This is a genomic window from Paenibacillus sp. FSL R5-0519 (assembly GCF_037974275.1).
Lineage (GTDB): Bacteria > Bacillota > Bacilli > Paenibacillales > Paenibacillaceae > Paenibacillus.
On record NZ_CP150234.1, the window covers coordinates 5,782,242 to 5,799,645 of the forward strand.

At 48.6% G+C, this 17,404-nt stretch carries 16 protein-coding genes and 1 riboswitch; all 16 genes read right to left on the minus strand.

Annotated elements, in window-relative coordinates; all coding sequences use genetic code 11:
• Nucleotides 1-12: 12 nt before the first annotated feature.
• Nucleotides 13-1,560 (minus strand): bifunctional phosphoribosylaminoimidazolecarboxamide formyltransferase/IMP cyclohydrolase, encoded by a 1,548-nt coding sequence (gene purH / locus MKY73_RS25955; protein ID WP_339239487.1) that lies wholly within the window; start codon nucleotides 1,558-1,560, stop codon nucleotides 13-15.
• Nucleotides 1,561-1,854: 294 nt separating this feature from the next.
• The gene (gene purN, locus MKY73_RS25960; RefSeq protein WP_339304169.1) at nucleotides 1,855-2,472 is read right to left on the minus strand and encodes a phosphoribosylglycinamide formyltransferase; all 618 of its coding nucleotides are present in this window, start codon (nucleotides 2,470-2,472) and stop codon (nucleotides 1,855-1,857) included.
• On the minus strand, nucleotides 2,472-3,512 hold the full coding sequence (gene purM, locus MKY73_RS25965) for a phosphoribosylformylglycinamidine cyclo-ligase (protein ID WP_339304171.1): 1,041 nt from the start codon (nucleotides 3,510-3,512) through the stop codon (nucleotides 2,472-2,474). The genes purN and purM overlap by 1 nt, the downstream gene beginning before the upstream one ends.
• Before the next feature lie 128 nt (nucleotides 3,513-3,640).
• Complete coding sequence (locus MKY73_RS25970; RefSeq protein WP_339304173.1) at nucleotides 3,641-4,084, minus strand: immunity 26/phosphotriesterase HocA family protein; 444 nt, start codon at nucleotides 4,082-4,084, stop codon at nucleotides 3,641-3,643.
• Between the two features lie 3 nt (nucleotides 4,085-4,087).
• Entirely contained in the window at nucleotides 4,088-5,566 is a 1,479-nt protein-coding gene (gene purF, locus MKY73_RS25975; protein WP_339304175.1) for an amidophosphoribosyltransferase, read from the minus strand.
• Complete coding sequence (gene purL, locus MKY73_RS25980; protein WP_339304177.1) at nucleotides 5,551-7,794, minus strand: phosphoribosylformylglycinamidine synthase subunit PurL; 2,244 nt, start codon at nucleotides 7,792-7,794, stop codon at nucleotides 5,551-5,553. The genes purF and purL overlap by 16 nt, the downstream gene beginning before the upstream one ends.
• On the minus strand, nucleotides 7,772-8,461 hold the full coding sequence (gene purQ, locus MKY73_RS25985) for a phosphoribosylformylglycinamidine synthase subunit PurQ (protein ID WP_124118546.1): 690 nt from the start codon (nucleotides 8,459-8,461) through the stop codon (nucleotides 7,772-7,774). Before purQ ends, purL begins: the two co-directional genes overlap by 23 nt.
• A 4-nt stretch (nucleotides 8,462-8,465) precedes the next feature.
• A complete protein-coding gene (gene purS, locus MKY73_RS25990) occupies nucleotides 8,466-8,711 on the minus strand; it encodes a phosphoribosylformylglycinamidine synthase subunit PurS (protein WP_017690695.1) in 246 nt (81 codons plus the stop codon).
• Nucleotides 8,712-9,010: 299 nt separating this feature from the next.
• Nucleotides 9,011-9,886 carry a phosphoribosylaminoimidazolesuccinocarboxamide synthase gene (locus MKY73_RS25995; protein WP_339304179.1) on the minus strand — a complete coding sequence of 292 codons (876 nt, stop codon included), beginning with the start codon at nucleotides 9,884-9,886 and terminating at the stop codon, nucleotides 9,011-9,013.
• Nucleotides 9,887-10,264: 378 nt separating this feature from the next.
• Complete coding sequence (purB, locus tag MKY73_RS26000; RefSeq protein ID WP_339304181.1) at nucleotides 10,265-11,563, minus strand: adenylosuccinate lyase; 1,299 nt, start codon at nucleotides 11,561-11,563, stop codon at nucleotides 10,265-10,267.
• Nucleotides 11,560-12,762: a 5-(carboxyamino)imidazole ribonucleotide synthase gene (purK, locus tag MKY73_RS26005; RefSeq protein WP_339304183.1), complete on the minus strand. Its 1,203-nt coding sequence runs from the start codon at nucleotides 12,760-12,762 to the stop codon at nucleotides 11,560-11,562. Before purK ends, purB begins: the two co-directional genes overlap by 4 nt.
• Nucleotides 12,759-13,244 (minus strand): 5-(carboxyamino)imidazole ribonucleotide mutase, encoded by a 486-nt coding sequence (purE, locus tag MKY73_RS26010; protein ID WP_105602018.1) that lies wholly within the window; start codon nucleotides 13,242-13,244, stop codon nucleotides 12,759-12,761. The genes purK and purE overlap by 4 nt, the downstream gene beginning before the upstream one ends.
• Nucleotides 13,245-13,435: 191 nt before the next feature.
• Nucleotides 13,436-13,537, minus strand: a riboswitch (purine riboswitch).
• A 273-nt stretch (nucleotides 13,538-13,810) separates the two neighbouring features.
• Nucleotides 13,811-14,245: a universal stress protein gene (locus tag MKY73_RS26015; RefSeq protein WP_278296957.1), complete on the minus strand. Its 435-nt coding sequence runs from the start codon at nucleotides 14,243-14,245 to the stop codon at nucleotides 13,811-13,813.
• 177 nt (nucleotides 14,246-14,422) lie between these two features.
• Nucleotides 14,423-14,686, minus strand: coding sequence for a DUF1294 domain-containing protein (locus tag MKY73_RS26020; protein WP_017690702.1), 264 nt, complete (start codon nucleotides 14,684-14,686; stop codon nucleotides 14,423-14,425).
• Nucleotides 14,687-14,823: 137 nt separating this feature from the next.
• Entirely contained in the window at nucleotides 14,824-14,961 is a 138-nt protein-coding gene (locus tag MKY73_RS26025) for a hypothetical protein (RefSeq protein ID WP_278296959.1), read from the minus strand.
• Nucleotides 14,962-15,122: 161 nt separating this feature from the next.
• Complete coding sequence (locus tag MKY73_RS26030; protein WP_339304186.1) at nucleotides 15,123-17,252, minus strand: DNA topoisomerase III; 2,130 nt, start codon at nucleotides 17,250-17,252, stop codon at nucleotides 15,123-15,125.
• Nucleotides 17,253-17,404: the final 152 nt, after the last annotated feature.

Genomic DNA, 17,404 nt, shown 5'->3' on the forward strand with positions numbered 1-17,404 from the left:
ACCTTTTTCGTTCTAGTGTTTGAAGTGACGAACGCCTGTGAAGACCATGGCAATTCCGTATTCATTGGCTACTTTGATGGATTCTTCATCTTTGATCGAACCGCCAGGTTGAATTACCGCTGTAATGCCGGCTTTTGCTGCCAGTTCCAGCGTATCACCCATTGGGAAGAACGCATCGGATGCCAGAATAGCACCTTTTGCTTGCTCGCCCGCTTGCTCAATCGCAATTTTGGCCGCACCCACACGATTCATTTGTCCAGCGCCCACACCTACTGTCATATCATTCGAAGCCAGTACAATCGCGTTGGATTTCACGTGTTTAACTACTTTCCAGCCGAACAACAGCTGTTTCAGTTCTTCTTCCGATGGTGCACGATCCGTTACCACGTTCAGTTCGCTCGCTTCGATGGAATGTACATCGGACTGCTGCACGATCATACCACCGTCGATGGAAGTTACCACGAATTGGCTCTCCCGTTTACGAGCAGCGTTCAGTTCACCCGTTTTGAGCAAACGAATGTTTTTCTTCTTCGTCAGGATATCGAGTGCCTCTTGCGTAAAGTCAGGAGCAAGCACGATTTCCAGGAAAATCTCGCTCAATTTGCCCGCTGTATCGCTATCGATAATGCGGTTGGCTGCCACAATTCCACCAAAGATGGACGTTGGATCTGCAGCATATGCCTTGCTGTAAGCTTCATAGATACTTGCGCCAATGCCTACGCCGCATGGGTTCATATGTTTAACCGCGACAACCGCAGGCTCTTCAAATTCTTTCACAATTTGCAATGCTGCGTTCGCATCGTTGATGTTATTGTAAGACAACTCTTTGCCATGCAATTGCTCCGCTGTTGTCAATGTATCTTGAGCAGCCAGCGGTTTGCGGTAGAATGCCGCCTGCTGATGTGGATTTTCGCCGTAACGCAAATCCTGGAGTTTTTCGTAAGTAACCGTCAGACGCTCTGGCAACGGATCACCGTTCAGGTTGGAGAGATAGTCAGAAATAACTGCATCGTAAGCCGCCGTATGACGGAACACTTTTGCCGCAAGCCGTTTGCGTGTTTCGAGAGTGGTATCTCCATTGCTGCGAACTTCTTCAAGCACCTGCCCATAATCTGCTGTGTCAACAACGACACTAACAAAAGCATGGTTTTTGGCAGCAGAACGAAGCATGGTAGGACCACCGATATCAATGTTCTCGATCGCGTCTTCGTACGTCACATCGGGTTTAGCGATAGTATCTTGGAAGGGATACAGGTTAACGACAACGAGGTCGATATAATCCAGTCCGTTCTCTTCCATCTGGCGCTTATGCTCTTCGCTGTCACGAACAGCCAGCAACCCACCATGCACTGCCGGATGCAATGTTTTGACACGTCCGTCCATAATTTCCGGGAATCCGGTCACATCCGAAATTCCGATGACAGGTACGCCTTCCTTCGACAACAGGCTGCTTGTACCTCCTGTCGAAATAATCTCCACACCCATTTGCGACAGCTCGCGGCAAAAGTCCACGATGCCTGTTTTATCCCATACGCTGACCAGCGCTCTTTTGATACTCACAATATGCTCCTCCTTTAATGTCCCATGGCTTCGCGTTTCCTGACGAAACACAGCCGATTTATTTCCCGAGAAATATCACAAAATGCGTACCAATATTCGACTTCTGTTATACAAGTTGAACCAAGATGTTTACACGGGACACTCCGATGACAGAACAACCTTCTAATCGCTGTTATCCCCAGATTTTTTGATTCCCTTTTTTTAAAGGGAAAATCCGGTTATAAAGGCGAACGCTTCGCTTTTTCAGGTTTTTTCTGTCCTCTCCGTTAACGTGTAAAAAAATTTCAACTTATATCAAACCGGTTTGTTAACCGTGACGTGACGACCATCTAAATGAACCAGACCTTGAGCGAACCAGGAAACAACCTCAGGATATAGCTGCTGTTCGGCTGCATGGATGGATCGGCTGATTGACTCAGGCGTATCCTGTGGCAGAATGGGAACCGGATGCTGGGCAATAATCGGGCCAGTATCCATACCTCCATCTACGAAATGCACAGTCACGCCTGTCACCTTCACACCATACTCAAGTGCTTGTCCAATCGCATCCTTGCCTGCAAATGCCGGCAGCAAGGACGGATGAATGTTAATCAACCGCCCTGCGTAACGATCCACCACAACCGAAGTCAACAATCTCATATATCCGGCAAGAACGACCAAGTCGATCTCTTTGGATTCTAGCACTTCCACGATCTCAGCCTCATAGGCTTCACGGGAAGCATAATTTTTCGGAGTAAACAGATGACAATCCACGCCTGCATCCTGTGCCCGCTGCACAACACGTGCAGACGGTTTATCACACACGAGCAGATCTACGGATGCATTCAGCCCACCGTTCCGTACTGCATCGACCAATGACTGAAAGTTAGTCCCTTCACCCGAGGCAAATACAGCTATGCGGTAATTCGCCATTAAACATCCGCTCCCGTGAAGGTTACTCGCGCATCTCCTTCAGTAACACGTCCAATGATGTATGCTTCTTCACCAGATGCTTTCAGTTGTTGCAGTGCTTCCGTTGCATCTGCTTCATTAACAACCAGTACAAGCCCAACACCCATGTTAAATGTGGTGAACATGTCACGGTTCGAGACAGATCCTTTTTCCTGTAACAGGTTGAAGATCGGCAGGATCGGCCAAGAGCCGTAGTTAATATCCACATTCACGTTGCTCGGCAACATACGTGGGATATTCTCGATGAAGCCACCACCTGTAATGTGTGCCATGCCTTTTACTTTCACCTTTTCCAGCAGGGACAACAGGGGTTTAACATAGATCTTCGTAGGTTCCAGCAGAGAATCCCCCAGCTTACCGCCCAGTTCCGCTACTTCATCATGCAGATTAAGTCCCGCATCTTCCAACAAAAGTCTGCGCACCAATGAGAATCCGTTACTGTGAACACCGCTCGAAGCCAATCCTATCACTGTGTCGCCAGGGGCGATGGTTGTACCGTTGATGATCTTCGCTTTGTCCACGATGCCTACCGTGAATCCGGCAATGTCGTATTCGCCTTCACTGTACATGCCCGGCATCTCTGCCGTCTCGCCGCCGATCAGCGCACAACCCGATTGATGACAGCCTTCAGCGATACCTGCAACAATAGCTTCGATCTTCTCAGGGATAACTTTGTCACAAGCCAGATAGTCAAGGAAGAAGAGTGGTTCTGCACCCTGTACCACAATGTCGTTCACACACATGGCTACCGCGTCGATTCCGATGGTATCGTGACGATCCATCGCAAATGCAATTTTCAGCTTGGTGCCTACGCCATCCGTACCCGATACAAGCACTGGCTCATCGTATTTATCTTTGTTCAAACCGAACAGGGCACCGAATCCACCCAGATCTGTCATCACTTCCGGACGGAAGGTACGCTTCACGTGTTTTTTCATCCGTTCAACCGCTTCATTACCTGCCGCGATATCGACGCCGGCCTTTTTATATGCTTCGGACACAACCATCACACCCTTCATATCTTATAAAATTGAACCAGCGTATTAACACGTCCCCCTTCGATGACTGGACAACCTTTCGATTGCCGTTATCTCCAGATTTTATCGTGTCAATGTTAAGTCCAACCTACCTATCCTTGCTCCATCTCTAACAGATGGTTTTGTACCAATTCAAATCCGGCTACGCCGAGTGTATTAAACTGACTATACTCTTCTATCGGGAGGTTACGAATGTACTCATCACCGCGGTATAAATGTCCGGCACACTGAAACACTTTCAGCTTTTCCTTTTCGGGCGTCAAAGGTGTGTTACCCACAATCCTCCACGATCCGTTTCGGATATTGACCGGAGAAGTAAATATGATGTTGGTTCTACGCTTTCCAAAGGAATAGAAGAGAAAATCACCATCTTCCAAACTTACGGTTTCGTCACGCTGAATGCTCATCACGCCGAACGAAAATGCCTTTTTGAAACGGTCTTTAAGCGCGCATACCACCTGGCATACCGCAAATCGGCCATCCTTCATCGGAATCAGGAACACGTCACCTTCGTTATAATTCTTTCTCATCTGCATGGATTAACAGCTGCAGCCGAATTTTTCTTCGCCGCCAAAGTCGAGGCGGGTTGGGTAATCATTATCAAAACATGCGAGGCAAAGCCCGCCCTTGGGATCATCCTGATTATCTCCCTGAATGGATGCAATCAGTCCATCCGGACTGAGGAACGACAGAGAATCCGCATTAATTTCACGGCAGATCTCTTCCACCGACAGCTGTGAAGCGATCAATTCGCGGCTGTCCGGTGTATCGATGCCATAGAAACAAGGGTTTTTGAAAGGTGGCGATGTAATGCGTACATGAACTTCCGTTGCTCCTGCATCACGCAGCATGTTCACGATCCGGCGGGAGGTCGTTCCCCGTACAATCGAGTCGTCAATCATGACCACACGTTTGCCTTCTACAACACGACGCACTGCGCTCAGCTTCATCTTCACACCCTGCTCCCGCAATTCCTGGCTTGGTTGGATAAACGTACGTCCGGTGTATTTGTTCTTGATCATACCCATCTCATACGGAATACCCGTTTGCTCCGCATAACCAATGGCCGCTGAGATACTGGAATCTGGTACCCCCGTAACCAAGTCCGCATCTACAAACGACTCAATCGCCATGCGGCTTCCCATCCGTTTACGGGCTGCATGTTGATTCGCACCGTTCATATCACTATCTGGACGAGCAAAATATATATATTCCATCGCACATAATGCCTTGCGGTGTTTATGATGATCGAAGCGATCTTCATGCAGTCCATCTGCATCCAGCACAAGCAGTTCACCGGGTTCAATATCACGAATTAACTCTGCGCCGATTGTTTCCAGTGCACAAGTCTCGGATGCAAACAGATACGCCTCTCCCAGCTTACCCATCGTCAGCGGACGTAGTCCGTGTGGATCGGAAGCCACGAGCAACTTATCGTTGGTCATGATCAGAAACGCATAACCACCAACAATACGCTGGAATGCCTCTTTTGCTGCTTCCACAAGCCCTTTGGAGGAACGTGCAATCAGATGCGCAATAACCTCGGTATCACTTGTTGTTTGGAAAATGGAACCGCTCTGCTCCAGCTCACGCCGAATCGTTGGTGCATTTACAATGTTACCGTTGGTTGCTACTGCCAGATCACCATCACGGTATTTGAATACCAATGGCTGGGCGTTCGTCAGTTTACTGTCACCACTTGTAGAATACCGGACATGTCCAATGGAAATATCGCCGGTTAATGTCTGCATCAGGTCTTTGGTGAATACTTCCTTCACCAGACCCATTCCGCGGTGATAGTTGAACTGGCTGCCATCACACACACACATGCCTGCACTTTCTTCGCCCCGATGTTGCAGCGCATGCAATCCATAATAGGAGAGTGAAGCCGCGTCAGGGTGTCTGAACACCCCGAACACGCCGCATTCTTCCTTCAATTTGTCGAGTCCTTCCTTGCCGGACCCTTCATTATAATAATCGCCTGTCCACAACGGTCCTGTCATCAGTTCATGAGACATGGAATCGCATCCTCCCAGACCTGAGCCAAACCTCCTACAGGTTCGCTCACGGCTGATGTTCCGTTCAGTTCAATCGTCAGGTTACTTCCTTCTACACGTCCAATCACAGCTACAGGTACACCGCGCTCACGTACAAATGCTTCAAGTTTACCCGCTTGCTCTGGCGTAGCCGACAACAAGATACGGGATTGGCTCTCACTGAACAGGGCGTGATCTGCACGCAGTGCAGTCTCCACATTCACCTGTGCGCCTACATTACCGCTGATACATGATTCTGCAAGTGCTACAGCCAGGCCACCTTCAGACAAGTCATGCGCCGAGCGAACGAGACCGGATTGAATAGCTTCAAGCACCGTGCTAAGCAACGCTTTTTCCGTTTGCAAGTTCAGTTCTGGCGGACGGCCTTCCGTCTGACCATGAACGGCGTATTGCAGCTCGCTGCCGCCGAGTTCAGCTTTGGTCTCACCGAGGAGGATGATCACATCACCTTCGGATTTGAATGCTTGTGTCGTGATATGATCCGTATCATGAACGAGACCTACCATACCGACTACTGGCGTTGGATAGATGGAGCCTTTGGCGTTTTCATTGTACAGACTTACGTTACCACCGATGACCGGCGTATCCAGCACACGGCAAGCTTCTGCCATACCGTCTACCGCTTTCTCCATTTGCCAGAAAATATCCGGTTTCTCCGGGTTACCGAAGTTCAGGTTGTCCGTGATCGCCAGCGGCTCTGCACCGGAACATACAATGTTACGCGCAGCTTCACTCACGGCAATCCGTCCACCAACTTCAGGATCAAGGTACACATAACGTCCATTACAGTCCGTTGTCATTGCGAGACCTTTGCGTGTGCCACGAATCGTAACTACGGCTGCATCCGACCCTGGACGAACGGCAGTACTTGTACGCACCATGTAGTCGTATTGATCATACACCCATTTCTTACTTGCAACCGTTGGTGAAGCCAGTACTTGTTTCAGCGCTCCGCCGAGATCCGACACTTCGTCGTAACGAAGCGTGTCGATGGAAGCACTTTGCTCATAGTACGCAGGTACAGAAGATGGCTTGTCATACACTGGACATTCGTCAACCAGTGCTGTTACTGGCATATCCCCTACCACTTCGCCATGGTGGATCAATTTCAGACGACCGTCATCCGTTACTTTACCAACTTTGGCACAGATTACGCCCCAACGTTCAAAGATTTCCATCGCCTGCGCTTCATCCTTGGGCTCAACGACGAACAACATACGCTCCTGAGACTCGGACAGCATCATCTCGTAAGGTGTCATACCTTCTTCACGTTGTGGCACCTGATCCAGATACAATTCCAGACCGTTACCCGCTTTACTTGCCATCTCTGCACTTGAACATGTCAGACCCGCAGCACCCATATCCTGAATTCCAAGCACGATGCCCGTGTCGATCAATTCCAGACAGGATTCCATCACCAGTTTCTCCATGAACGGGTCACCGACCTGAACCGCTGTCCGTTGGGACTCGGATTCTTCTGTCAGCTCAACGGATGCAAACGTTGCACCGTGGATACCGTCACGACCTGTTGGTGGCCCTACATAATAAACCGGGTTACCTACACCTTTGGCTACACCGCGTTGAATCTTGTCATGATCAATCAGACCCACACACATCGCGTTAACGAGCGGATTGCCTTCATAGCTCTCATCAAACATCACTTCGCCCGCAACGGTAGGAATACCGATACAGTTCCCGTATCCAGCAATACCTGCTACAACATGTTCGAACAGATATTTAACACGATCGCTCTCCAGCTTACCGAAACGAAGGGAGTTCAGAAGTGCTACCGGTCTTGCACCCATGGAGAAAATATCACGGATAATGCCGCCCACACCTGTCGCCGCTCCTTGATAAGGTTCTACCGCGGAAGGGTGGTTATGGCTTTCAATTTTGAAAACAACGGCCTGATTATCACCGATATCCACGATTCCGGCACCTTCACCAGGTCCCATCAGGACACGAGGGCCGCTTGTCGGGAAACGACGCAAGAGCGGTTTGGAGTTTTTGTATGCGCAGTGCTCAGACCACATTACGCTGAATACACCGATTTCCGTGTAATTTGGCTTGCGGCCCATGAACTCACAGATCAGCTCATACTCGCTGTCAGACACGCCCATCTGTGCGTAAAGTTTATGTTCTGCGACCTGTTCTGCTGTCGGTTCCTTAGCGGATAGCTGCTGCGTCATGCCGATCCCTCCATGCTTTCAAAATAGATGTAAACATACGTTTGCCGTCTTCCGAACCTAGCAGTGAATCCACTGCACGCTCTGGATGCGGCATCATGCCAACCACATTTCCACCCTCGTTGCAGATTCCCGCGATATCACCCAGAGAACCATTCGGGTTCGTACCATACGTAAATACGATCTGGTTGTTCGCTTGCAGACTCGCGAGCGTCTCCTCGTCGCAATAATAGTTGCCTTCACCGTGAGCAATCGGGATGATAATCTCTTCGCCCGGTGCATAATCACGTGTAAATGGTGTATCTGCATTTGCCACTTTCAATACCGTATCGTGACAACGGAATTTCAGGGAAGTGTTACGGATTAATGCACCTGGAAGCAATCCCGCTTCCGTCAGGATCTGGAATCCGTTGCAAATGCCCAAAATATATTTACCTTGTTCAGCAGCTTTCGCTACCTCGTTCATTACCGGTGCAAAGCGGGAAATCGCTCCGCAACGCAGGTAGTCCCCGTAAGAAAAACCACCCGGAACCAAAATACAATCATAAGCCGAAAGATCTGTAGCCGTGTGCCATACATAATCTACCTCTTGTCCAATCGCATCTTCCACTGCCTTGTAACAGTCGATGTCGCAGTTGGAGCCAGGGAACACAAGAACTGCAAATTTCATGAGATTAACCCTCCAATTCGTAGCGGTAATCTTCAACAACGGTGTTGGCCAGCAGCTTTTCACACATGACTTTCAATCGTTTCTCCGCTTCCGCACGATCTGTTGTATCCAGGTTGAGTTCCATGACTTTACCGATCCGTACACTTTCCACTTCGTTGAATCCCATGGAATGCAGGGCTCCTTGAACAGCTACGCCTTGCGGGTCGAGTACGCTTTGCTTAATAGTGACATATACGGTTGCTTTGATCATGATCCTTATGTTCCTCCTCAGTAATGAACGGGATAAATGCTTTATGCTGTTAAAAGGTGGGGCAGTGGTGCTTGCTCCGGGGCGGATTGTTCTTCCGGTCGCTTGTTGTCCCCAGGTTTTTTGGATTGTTTTGGCCCGCTCTGCGGTCAAAACCCGGGGACAAAGGCGAACGCTATCGCTCCTTTAAGAACAATTCCGCCCCTCCGCTAGTCCATGCGACGTTTTTTAAAGGCCTAAACCTTTTTACGTTGCACGGTGTGTAATGGTCGAGACTGACCATTAAGTGAAAACAATTTTATTTATTGTGCCGTTAGACGGTTATAAATATCGACATATCTGGCGGTTGTTGCTTCAACTACGGCTTGCGGGAGTGGATCCGGTTTGCTGTTCTTGTCCCAATCCGTTCCTGCAAGATAGGTGCGGACTGGCTCTTTATCCATGCTATCGATCTCGATGTCGAGTTCATAATTCTCTTTGGCCCAGAAGCGTGAAGCATCTGGGGTGAAGATTTCGTCAATCAGAATGACCTTGCCATCCACGATGCCGAACTCGAATTTGCAGTCTGCCAGAATGATGCCACGCTGATCACAATAATCACGCGCGAATTCGTACAAGCGCAGGCTTTTTTCCTGAAGCTCCATTGCAAGTCCTTCGCCCACGAGTTCTTTCATGCGATCCATCGAGATGTCCTCGTCGTGTCCTACATCATTTTTGGCTGCCGGTGTGAAAATGGGAACTTCGAGCTTGGCGTTCTTGCGAAGTCCATCAGGCAGTTTAATGCCATTGACTTCACCGCTCGTCTCGTATTGTCTCCATCCACCACCAGTGATGTATCCACGCACGACACATTCAATATCAATGCGTTCTGCTTTGCGGGTTACCATGATGCGGTCTTTGAGCAATTCTGGGTCTGTGACGAGATCACCCAATTTGTTCACATCGGTATGAATCACGTGATTCTCCATCATGCTGCCTGTCAGTTCAAACCAGAAGCTGCTGAGCTTGTTCAGTACGTTTCCTTTCTCGGGAACTGCCGGGTCCAGCACGTAATCAAATGCCGAGATTCGGTCGGTAACTACAATCAGAAAATGTTCACCCAGATCGTACAATTCACGTACTTTTCCTTTATATAACAGAGGTGCTTTAACGAGATCTGCCGCAGTGGACAGTGCCATGGGTTCACCTTCTTTCAGGAGATGTAAAATATAAGTTCAATTCCCCTCATCACGCGGGCCACTCCGAATGCAGAAGAACCTTCCGATCGCTGTTATCCCCGGATTTTTCTGATCCCCTTTCTAAAGGGGAAAATCCTGTGATAAAGGCGAGCGCTTTGCTTCTTCAGGTTTTTTCTGCCTTCTCCGTTCCAGCGTGAACACATAATCAACCTATACTTTAGTTAGAAAACTTGTTCCAAGCTTGATAAAGGCGCAGCGTATGCTTCCGAAGTAGCTTTCTTTCAGAAAGCTTTTAGCTTCGCTTCTTCAGCTTATTTCTGTCCTCTGCGTTCCCTGCTAGTCCATCATTCTGTGCTGTAGCCTTATGGGAGTTATATATTAATCGTTCAAGCCGAGCTTTTTGAAGATGGTATCGACGTGCTTCAAGTGCCATGACGGGTTGAATGCATCTGCGATTTCCTCTTCGTTCAGTACTTCCGTGATTTCCGGGGTGGATTTCACGATATCCTGGAACTGACGTTGTTCTTCCCATGCCTGCATCGCACGTGGTTGAACGGTATCGTACGCTTGCTCGCGGCTGAAGCCTTTGTCGATCAGCTTGGTCATGATGCGACCGGAGAATGGTACCCCGTAGGTACGCTCCATGTTACGTTTCATGTTTTCAGGGAATACCGTCAGGTTCTTCACGATGTTACCAAAACGGTTGAGCATGTAGTTCAGCAGCATTGTTGCATCCGGCAGAATGATACGTTCCACAGAAGAGTGCGAGATATCGCGTTCATGCCAAAGCGTTACGTTCTCGTATGCTGATACCATATGTCCGCGAATGACGCGGGACAGGCCGGAGATGTTTTCACTGCCGATCGGGTTACGCTTGTGCGGCATTGCGGAAGATCCTTTTTGACCTTTTGCAAAAGCTTCTTCCACTTCACGGAATTCGCTCTTCTGAAGTGCACGTACCTCTGTAGCGAACTTGTCCAGGGACGTTGCGATCAACGCCAATGTAGCCATATACTCCGCGTGACGGTCACGTTGCAATGTTTGAGTCGAGATTGGCGCAGGCTTCGTGCCCAGCTTCTCGCAGACAAACTCTTCAACAAAAGGATCGATGTTCGCGTACGTTCCTACTGCACCTGAGATTTTGCCGTATTGTACATTGTCTGCTGCATGACGGAAACGCTCCAGGTTCCGTTTCATCTCTTCATGCCACAACGCCATTTTCAGTCCGAATGTTGTTGGCTCTGCATGTACCCCGTGCGTACGTCCCATCATTGGTGTGTGCTGATACGTCAGTGCTTTTTCACGAAGAATTTCAATGAAATTCACGATATCCTTCTCCAGAATCTCATTCGCTTGACGCAGTACATATCCCAGAGCCGTATCCACGACATCTGTAGAAGTCAGTCCGTAGTGCACCCATTTCCGCTCTGCACCCAGACTTTCAGATACCGTACGTGTAAATGCGATTACGTCATGACGTGTTTCCTTTTCAATCTCATAGATGCGGTCGATGTCAAAAGATGAGTTCTGACGAAGCAATGCTGCTTCTTCCTTAGGGATTACACCCAGTTCAGCCCACGCCTCACATGCACATATTTCAACTTCCAGCCACGATTGAAATTTGTTCTCTTCGGTCCAGATGGCTCTCATTTCGGGTCTGCTATAACGTTCAATCATGAATTTGTATTCCTCCAGAGGTTAGTTTGTTCAATCCATTGCAATCCTTCTTCAACATCCTGACAAAGCAGATTCACATGTCCCATCTTACGACCTGTTTTCGCTTCGGTTTTACCATATATGTGAAGCTTGGGAATCACACCGAGTTCTATCGCTTCTGCATCAGGTTGCCCTGTTCTGGCGATAATGCCTTCCAGGTGTTCTCCAAGCACATTGACCATAACAACCGGGCTCAATAACGAAGTGTCCCCAAGTGGTAGTCCGCAGATCGCACGGATATGTTGTTCGAACTGAGAAGTCGCACAAGCTTCCATCGTATAGTGACCGGAATTATGTGGTCTTGGCGCCAGTTCGTTGACGTACAGTCTTCCATCCGCCGCTACAAACAGTTCTACAGCAAGCAATCCAACAGCCTTCATTGATTCTGCCACCGCTGCTGCCAGCTTTTGCGCTTCAATCTGGATGTCAGTGGCAACTCTGGCCGGTACAATGGAAGCATGCAAAACGTTATTTACATGAATGTTCTCCGCTGGCGGGAACGTCTTGATCTCTCCATTGGTACTACGCGCAACAACAACCGAAATCTCGCATTCAAACTTAATGAATTGTTCCAACACCAGTTCGGCACCTGTAGCTGCGAGCTCATCGTACGCAGCCACAGCCTCATTCGCATCCCGAATTACGCGCTGGCCTTTGCCATCGTAACCTCCAGTCACCGTCTTCAGTACACAAGGCACGCCAAGTTCACTTACAGCAGCAAGCATCGTATCCGCACTGGTGATCTCGCGATAAGGCGCAACTCTTACTCCAGCGGCTTCAATTGCACGTTTTTCACGTAATCGATGTTGTGTGGTGTACAGCAACGCACTTCCTTGCGGAACATAGGACTCACGCTCGAGCAGTCCAGCGACTTCTGCATCCACATTTTCGAATTCATACGTAATAACATCGCATTGCCGAGCCAGTTCCAGCGCAGCTTTGGCATCGTCATATCCCGCTTCAATCTGACGAGCAACTTGACCACAAGGCGCATCCGAAGCGGGATCAAGGGTAACAAATCGATACCCCATTGCCGTTCCTGCGAGCGTCATCATACGTCCCAGCTGTCCGCCTCCAAGAATACCAATGGTTGTTTTCCCCGGTAACAGGACATTTTTCAGTTCTCCTGCCATGCCGGATTGGTTCGCGGCTCTACTCATAGTTCTTCACTGCTTTCGAGCACTTCCTGTTTAATGCGCTCCCTGCGAGCTTCAGAGCGACGTTGGACATCCGGGTCAAAAGCACCGATCATTTGAGCTGCCAGCAGTCCTGCATTCGTTGCTCCTGCTTTGCCAATTGCCACCGTTGCGACGGGAATACCACCAGGCATCTGAACAATGGACAACAAGGAATCGAGACCGTTCAATGCTTTGGATTGAACAGGAACGCCAATGACCGGAAGCATCGTTTTGGAAGCGACCATACCGGGTAGATGTGCTGCCCCGCCTGCGCCTGCAATGATCACCTTGAATCCCCGATCAATGGCTTGCTCTGCGTATTCGAACATCAAATCCGGTGTACGATGGGCTGAGACCACCTTTTTCTCATATCCGATTTCCAGTTCATCCAGCACCTCGCACGCATGCTTCATCGTTTCCCAATCTGACTTGCTGCCCATAATTACAGCGACTTGCAGTGACATGAATACATCCAACTCCCGTCTGAGCTTTTTTGATTACATCTGATATGAAGGAACTCTTATCGTGTGAAATGAAAAAATCCGCTACCCGCGAAAACATCACATTTTCTTCGGACACCGGACTCCAAGAAATACGTATCCCTCATTTGGGCATGCCAAAAGGGGGCTTGCTGTCCGCATCTGATTGCATGCGACTCTCAGCCGTATCTCCTCGTAGTCCGGAAATTTACGGTTCCCGGGTAGATACTTCCGGGCCCTATTCCCGGCGTTATACGAGCAAATATCTATCAAACTATCTTCGTTCATTTTGGTAATCTAGTGTTACACATTTCGTTCCTACTCGACCTTATTCTTACCTGATCGACACATCTAACATTCTAACAATCCCCTACACCTAATGTCAACTTAAAGACGAACATTTAACATATTGACAAATATAATGTTCGGGAATTGCTTCATTTAATTCACTTAGACATCCATTTCATCCCATAAAAGAAAGCCGGCTCCTCTTCAATCTCTCGAAGACAACCGGCTTCTTGCTTGCTTTTCAGTGTGTACACACTGCACCCTTATTTTACGATCAGTACTGGAACCTGAGCATGCTGCACCACATTGTGACTGACACTACCCAGGACAAATTCACGAATCCCACCGAGTCCACGGCTACCAATAATAATGATATCTGAATCATTTTCTTTGGCAAAATCAAGCAACACTTCCGCAGCCGCGCCTTGAATCAGATCCACATTGGCCGTTACACCGGCAGTTTGAAGTCGTTCTTTCGCTTCATCTGTTGTCTGCACCGCCAGATTGTAGTAATCATTATTAAGGGAAGGTGGCAGTGGAGCCAGTCCCTCACCGATGAATACACGCGGGAAATCAAAAGCATGGATGACATCTAATACTGCATTCGGGGACACTTTGGCTAACTCAATCGCACGATCAAGTGCTTTATTTGAAGCTTTGGAACCGTCATAAGCCACTAAAATTTTGGAAAATAACATGTGAATCCCGTCCCTTCCTTTATATGTAGAGCACGCGAAGCAAGCTTCGGTCTGACATGTAATCAACTAACAGAATCATATAACTCCTTAAACGTTCCCGAGCCACAATGAACCATTTATACGAATGAATTTACATATGAGACCATACTATGATCGGTTAACCATGAGTTCCATGGCTCATTGAATAAAGTAACCATAGATTACCGCATTTAGGAACAATAACAACGGAATGCCAATGGTGAAGCTGGGATGTTTGGTCTTATGCCTTTTCCGATACATCGCGATCCAGACTCCCAAAGCACCGCCAATAAACGCAAGCAAGAATAACGTCCGTTCGGGTGTACGGTCACGACGCTGTTGTGCACGCCTCTTATCATCCGACATCACCAGATAACCCACTACATTAATAAATAAAAACCACAATATAAGTCCGGTTTGCATATAATTCTAGCGATCCCCCTGTCCCGGGACATCTCCCTGTCTCCATTATAGTCCTCATTAGAGACATGTTCAACGCACCGGTGGGGAACCGCAAATATTCTGCGAGGCACGCGTTAACATCGACAGTTTAGATAATTTTAGGACTCCTGCTTGGGAATACCGTTCAGACTGGGTACTCTTTTGGCTGCTTTGGCTGGACGAACATCGATGTTTTCTTCCCTAATGCTGTCTTTGTTCTGCTGGTTATGGATCTTTTCGGGTTTGTTGTGCGGCATATGGGTATCACCTCCTTGGCTTACGTTGCCTGAAAACAGAGGATCTTATACCCCTTCACATGTATGATTAGGTACACACGCAGTAATCACTTTCCATAGCGCCATTTATTCGCAACTAGCGGTACATGATGGATGCGATCTGCGCTAACTCAGAGCTTGCTTTACTCTCCCTTTTTCTCCATAGCCGCCTTCAACAGCTCTCCGAGGTTAGACCCAATGGACTCCTGTTTCGCATATTGTTTTACGAGTTTTTGCTGATCGCGTTTGTTCACATGCTGTTTGTCCTTATTCAATGTTTCTGTAATACCACAAGGTAAGCATTGCACGTATAGCCCCGCTTTGCCTTCTTTGATTTCCATCTTTTTGTGGCACTGCGCACAACGACGATTGGACAATCTTTTCTCTGCCGAACGACGATACCCGCAGTCCTCCGTAGGACATACTAAAAACTTGCCGCGCTTGCCCTTCTTCTCCAGCAGCCGTGCATTACAGTCCGGGCAATGGCTATTCGACACATTATGTGGCTTGTACTCCGCTTTGCTGCCTTTTACCGTAGACACCAGCTCTTTGGCCATTGAACGGATACCATCCAGGAACGGTCCCGGTTTCCCTTGCCCACGGGCAATTCGCTCCAACTCAGCCTCCCAGCGAGCAGTCAGATCCGGTGTACGTAGCTGTGGGGCAGCCAGTTCAATCAACTGTTTCCCTTTGCCAGTTGGATGCATACTATTGCCTTGACGATCTATCGTGTCGGAACTGACCAGCTTCTCGATAATATCCGCTCGTGTAGCCGGAGTGCCGAGTCCATGCTTTTCCATCTGGGAAAGCAAAACGGCTTCGGTATACCGTTTGGGCGGCATCGTCCGTCCACTTTTAATATGGCAACGCTGAACCGTCACGGACTGTCCTTGCTGCACATCTGGCAAAAGAGTGCGCTCATGGTCTGCTGCATCGTCAGCACGGTCATCGTCATCATCGCTGTAATCACCGCCGTATACTTCGCGCCATCCACTTTCTTTCACCGTTGTACCTTTGACATGGAAGGAATCATTCCCCACTTGAACCGTGATTGCAACGGAATCATACTTCGCTGCCGGATAGAACAGGCTGATAAAACGACGTACGATCAGATCGTACAATTTGCGTTCATCCGGGTTCAATTGATTTAGAAGCACCGTTTGCTCCGTGGGGATAATGGCATGGTGATCGGTCACTTTGCTGTCATCCACAATACGTTTGGTGATATTCAGATTTTTGCGCAGCAAGGGACGTGCCAAAGACGCATAAGGTCCAATGGCCACACTGTCCAGACGTTCTTTCAATGTAGCTGTCATATCGGAAGTCAGGTACCGGCTGTCCGTACGTGGGTACGTTACGAGTTTGTGCTGTTCATACAGACGTTGCAGGACATTTGATGTTTGCTTTGCAGAGAAACCGTATTTCCGGTTGGCATCCCTTTGCAGCTCCGTCAGATCATATGCCAGTGGATGAGGCTCTACTTTCTCGCTTTTCTTCACCTGGGCAATCGTGCCCTTGCGCCCGTCTACCCGTTTCTTTAATTCTTGCATTTCTTGGGGGTTGAAAATGCGTGAATCTCCCCCTGCTGCCCGCCACACAGCCTGAAAATCGCCTAAATCTGCCGTTAACGTCTCATACTCCTGAGAGCGGAACCCATTAATTTCATTTTCTCTATCCATAATCATGCCCAAGGTCGGCGTTTGCACCCGTCCAGCAGACAACTGCGCATTGAAACGAACAGTTAGCGCACGAGTCACGTTAAGTCCAATCATCCAGTCGGCCTCTGCCCGGCAACGTGCTGATTCATAGAGACGGTCGAACTGACTGCCTGGCTTTAGCGAAGCAAATCCGTCTTTGATCGCCTTATCTGTCTGAGATGAAATCCATAGACGTTTGAACGATTTTTTCCACCCCGCCATCTGCATGATCCAACGGGCCAGCAATTCACCCTCACGGGCCGCATCTGTGGCAATGACCAACTCGCCCACATCCTGACGTTTCATCAACTGCTGTACGGCTTTATATTGATGGTTGGTCTCTTTCAGTACCTTCAGTTTCGTACGCTCTGGCAGAATCGGCAAATCCTCCAGATTCCATGTGGCATACTTCTTATCGTAATCCTCTGGCTCAGCTAATCCAACCAGATGCCCCAGCGCCCAGGTAACGATATATTTCGGGCCTTCCATATAACTTTTATGTTTATCACGCGCGCCCATAACTCTGGCTATTTCGCGTGCTACAGATGGTTTTTCTGCGAGCACCAATGTCTTCACTTCATATCTCTTCCTCTCTGGTAGAACGTTATGTCTCTTTTATTCCTATCTTTTCATTATATCATCTCGCACTAAAGGTATGCTCTGTGATCTCCATTCCCTAATCTTACTCGCATTCTGTATCTAATGTTTAATCAACATATCGAATTCAT